Consider the following 4,096-nt stretch of genomic DNA (forward strand, 5'->3'; position numbering starts at 1 on the left):
TTCATCGTGCTGAGATTGTGAGTTTCAATGAAGATAGCCACAGAATGAGAAACAGACAAAGGATTTTTAATGAAGAAAGTGTTCAAAAATAATCAGCAAAATTGTTCATTTCTACTTGACGCTCACATCTAGAATCGCTAAAGAAAAAAGGATCGCCGCAGCCATCCCGTCTTTAACAAATGCACCCGTTAGTTTAAGTGAAATTATTCACATTGTCATAAATTTTAAACCTTAAAAATGGATACCCCTGTCCTAAAATTAAGACAGGGGTAACATAAAGTTGTTGTTAAATTGTTTATAAAAAAACTTTATTGCATAACTTTTTCTACCATAAATAAAGTTTACTCCTGCATTATCTGAATAAGGTTGCCGCATGTATCGTCGAAGACAGCTATTGTGACTTCGCCCATTTTTGTCGGCTCCATTGTAAACTTCACGCCGTTTTCCAATAATCGTTCGTACTCTTTACGAATATCTGCAAGGCCAAACATTGTTACTGGGATGCCTTCGGCAAACAGTTTCTTTGATACTCTTTAGCGGCTGGATGGTTATTAGGCTCGAGCAAAAGCTAGAGATAATCGGAAGAAGTAATATCAATGAATCACTTATTTGCTCCATCAGATAATCATAATTATTACAGGAAACAAATAATTTAAACACATAAAATCAGGAAATATTTTACAATTATTTTTATCAAGTATTTGAAAAATAATTAATGATAAGATGCCACTTTCAATGTGAGAAGTAAATGATTAATCTCCTTTCACTCTACTATAATTAGGAATATAGGAATCATTAATTTTCTTTCATGTCCAGCGCGTTAGCGATGGTCGAACTAATTGTTATATGTTTAAAAGATAAGCCCATTTGTACAGCTGTAGATGCTATTTCTCATTTATAAAAATTAATATGCATTCGTTATATGGCTTCCCCATTCACGGTTAGGTTGCAACCAGCTAACGCTTCTTTCCACAATTAAATCATCCAGTCTTACTTCGTAATCCTTGCGGTATGGTTTAATAAATTCTTCATCAAGCCAGCTATCTCTCGTGCCTTTCCATGTTTCATAAATGAGCAGTTCATCCGGTTGATCCAGATTATCCGAAACAATAGCGCTAATAAATGCCTTTTCGGATGACATCTCCTCAATTAGGGAAAATAGCTCCTTGCGGAATTCTTCTTTCTTCCCTGGTTTAGCCTTAAAACGAATATTGAGTTGAACTTGTTGATTGGTCATATTGACTCCTCCTATAAATTTTATATTTTGCGGCGATTCCGTTACACCATTCCCCATTAACCTTTTTTCGGGACTATTTGTAATCTCTGCGCAGTGAAATTAAACCTGTGCTAGCCCGCCATCTACGAATAATTCAGCACCCGTCAAGTAACTGCTTTCGTCTGAAGCAAGGAAAGATACAACGTTTGCTACTTCTTCAGGTGTCCCAACTTTTCCAGCTGGAACAGTATTTCTGCTATTTTCCAGTACCTCTTCAAGTGCATCACCAAAAAGCTCATCGTATGCAGGTGTAAGAATACCTCCTGGACTAACCACATTTACACGGATTTCAGTACCTTTTAGGTCAAGAATCCAGCTGCGAACTAGTGCTCTTAATGCTGCTTTAGATGCTCCATATACACTAAACGCTGGGTTGCCAATTGAACCAGCAGTAGAGCCTGTTACAATAATAGAACCTACTTTGTTCGGGAATAGTGATAACGCTTTTTGAACAGTAAAGATGGTTCCTTTAACGTTAATGTCGAACGTTCTATCAACCTGCTCTTCAGTAATTCCACCTAATGGAAGGAAGTTTCCAATTCCTGCATTAGCAAAAAGAATGTCCAACTTACCTTTTTCCTGCTTTATAAGGTCATATAGTTTGTCTAAGTCTTCAAGCTTAGAAATATCCCCTTGTACACCGGTTACGTTCTTACCAATTTGGTTAACAGCTTTATCAAGTTCGTTTTGTCTGCGTCCCGTGATATAAACATATGCACCTTCGTTTACAAACTTTTGTGCTGTAGCAAGACCAATCCCACTTGTTCCACCCGTTACAAGCGCTATTTTACCTTCAAATTTACCCATACTTAACACTCCTTTAGAATTAATTTTATTTTATGTCTAATACCTTTAAGTACTTGAAGAACAACTTACAAGATATAGTATCCCTCAGTAAGCACATTAACGGAAGTACCCACTTTTTTGTGATATAGTAACTAAAAAGTAATAAATGTGGAATGGAGAGGTTTAGACTTGAAAAAATTTAGTTGTGGTTTTGAAGTGACAAAGGAAGTTATTGGCGGAAAATGGAAAGGTCTTGTATTATACTTTTTAATGAATGGACCAAAGAGAACGAGTGAATTAAAGCGCATTGTCCCAAATATAACTCAGAAAATGCTGATTCAAACACTTAGAGAGCTTGAAGACAGTGGACTTGTGAGCAGAAAGATGTATAATCAAGTACCACCGAAGGTTGAATATTCATCCACTGAACTTGGAGAATCTCTTAAACCTATCTTGCAGGAGCTCTGTCAATGGGGAAGCCATTATGCGGAGCAAGAGTATGCAGAAGGTGAATTTGAAATCGCACAACCAGAAGAGGCTTCTTAATGAGGAAACCAACTTATAACACCTTATATGTAAGGTATTTTATTGTTGTACTAAGATTTGGCCATTTTAATTCGAAGTAGATGGCCTCGACTGATTCTTTAAGACCATTAAAGCTTCCTTAATGTAGTTAAAAACGGGGGTAGCGTCCTTGGAATCTACTTACGTTGAAATCCGAATTTTCCTGACGCTAACCCATTTATTATAGGGATTCTGCCCTGTTGTAACATAAGTAGAACTTCTTTACTTTTTACTACAGGATTACTGGCACGACTATTAGAACAGAAAACAGTTACCAATTAGGTAACTGTTTTCTGTTCTCTATATAAAATACTGAATTAATCTCACTCTGTTTCCAAATGGGTTCTCATTATCTATACAAAAGAAGTTAATTATTACGGTTTTTTTCTCCCCGTTCACATAACTGTTCTAAAACAGGTAATAGCGTTTCTCCTTTATTTGTAAGGCTGTATTCCACTTTAGGAGGTATTTTTCTCATCTATTCTCCTCTGATTTATTATCGATAGTAGTCTAGGTATATAATACCAAATAATAGTCCTTTTCGCTTTCGAATAAACTACTTTCTATTTATTTCAACTAGTTCAATATTCAAAGTAAAATACTCCTAATCATGACTAACCTTATTCAACTATCCTGCCAGTTAGCACAAAAAGCGACTGCTCTATAGAACAATCGCACCCGTTACTTTAAGTGAAACACTTCACAAAAATGATAAAACACCTACATTCTTCAACAAATTATTGTTATAAAGAGATGAAAAATACAAACTATAATATTAAAGGAGAGTGTTCTTAATGACAGACCGAAAAATACTAAAATTCCTATGGGTGTTAGGATTGGTACTTCTTTTCCCTACATTATTAAAAAAACCAATAAAAGAACAGTTAATCATTTTTTTATTAAGTTCTTTTTTCAATACACCTTTAGATAACTACCTTGTTTCAAAAGACCGTTTAGAGTATCCAGTTAGGCTGAAAAATGAACGTAAATTTACGAAAGGGAGTTTTTTATATGATAGTATTTTGTGTCCGTTAATTACTGTTTGGTACTATCAGTCCACTCAAAAAACAAAAAAGTTAAGTGAAATCATATTGAAAACGTTTTTATTTACTACACCACAAGTTATTTTGGAAGCTTTAATGGAACGTTTTACAAGAACCATTAAATACAAAAAAGGATGGAAATGGTACCATTCCTTTATTGGAATTTTTTTATTAAAATTATACATTAGAGGGTTTGTTGGTTTAATTAATCTAATTTCATATGCCCAACATTCATCAGAAAAAGCAAAGGGGACTCATTAACTTCCTTTGTTTTTTTATTTTAGTTGATCTGTAACTAAACTGCCCCGTTAGCCATCCATGAATCGCTAAAAACCAGCTCTTCACCACAGAGAATGAAAATGGTTTTAAACCGTCAATACTGATTCTACGGCTGGAGAGGAAGGTCGATGAACTATGGTGCGTTAGA

4 protein-coding genes and 2 pseudogenes are annotated in these 4,096 nt (G+C 35.0%); 2 read left to right on the forward strand and 4 right to left on the reverse strand.

All coding sequences use genetic code 11. From position 1 onward, the window contains the following. Positions 1 to 341 precede the first annotated feature (341 nt). The 3 genes and pseudogenes from M3226_RS31130 to M3226_RS31140 all read right to left on the reverse strand — a co-directional run. A pseudogene (locus tag M3226_RS31130) lies at positions 342 to 568 on the reverse strand (VOC family protein); the annotation flags it as partial. 336 nt (positions 569 to 904) lie between these two features. Beyond that, positions 905 to 1,237, reverse strand: a complete 333-nt coding sequence (locus M3226_RS31135; RefSeq protein WP_053362448.1) for an antibiotic biosynthesis monooxygenase family protein — start codon at positions 1,235 to 1,237, stop codon at positions 905 to 907. A 99-nt stretch (positions 1,238 to 1,336) separates the two neighbouring features. Continuing rightward, positions 1,337 to 2,083, reverse strand: coding sequence for an SDR family NAD(P)-dependent oxidoreductase (locus tag M3226_RS31140; RefSeq protein WP_200508655.1), 747 nt, complete (start codon positions 2,081 to 2,083; stop codon positions 1,337 to 1,339). A 168-nt stretch (positions 2,084 to 2,251) separates the two neighbouring features. Here M3226_RS31140 and M3226_RS31145 point away from each other — a divergent pair, with 168 nt between their 5' ends. Next, the gene (locus tag M3226_RS31145; protein WP_007085798.1) at positions 2,252 to 2,608 is read left to right on the forward strand and encodes a winged helix-turn-helix transcriptional regulator; all 357 of its coding nucleotides are present in this window, start codon (positions 2,252 to 2,254) and stop codon (positions 2,606 to 2,608) included. Positions 2,609 to 2,993: 385 nt separating this feature from the next. Here the strand turns inward: M3226_RS31145 and M3226_RS31150 are convergent. Further along, a pseudogene (locus M3226_RS31150) lies at positions 2,994 to 3,098 on the reverse strand (winged helix-turn-helix transcriptional regulator); the annotation flags it as partial. Between the two features lie 322 nt (positions 3,099 to 3,420). On the opposite strand from M3226_RS31150, the gene M3226_RS31155 reads away from it, so the two are divergent. Beyond that, on the forward strand, positions 3,421 to 3,930 hold the full coding sequence (locus tag M3226_RS31155) for a CBO0543 family protein (protein WP_251573357.1): 510 nt from the start codon (positions 3,421 to 3,423) through the stop codon (positions 3,928 to 3,930). Positions 3,931 to 4,096: the final 166 nt, after the last annotated feature.

This window comes from Neobacillus cucumis, from assembly GCF_023715505.1.

Bases quoted from the DNA above. Each gene is read 5' to 3' on its own strand.
- M3226_RS31140 (WP_200508655.1), bottom strand. From the start codon at position 2,083: ATGGGTAAATTTGAAGGTAAAATAGCGCTTGTAACGGGTGGAACAAGT.
- M3226_RS31135 (WP_053362448.1), bottom strand. From the start codon at position 1,237: ATGACCAATCAACAAGTTCAACTCAATATTCGTTTTAAGGCTAAACCA.
- M3226_RS31155 (WP_251573357.1), top strand. From the start codon at position 3,421: ATGACAGACCGAAAAATACTAAAATTCCTATGGGTGTTAGGATTGGTA.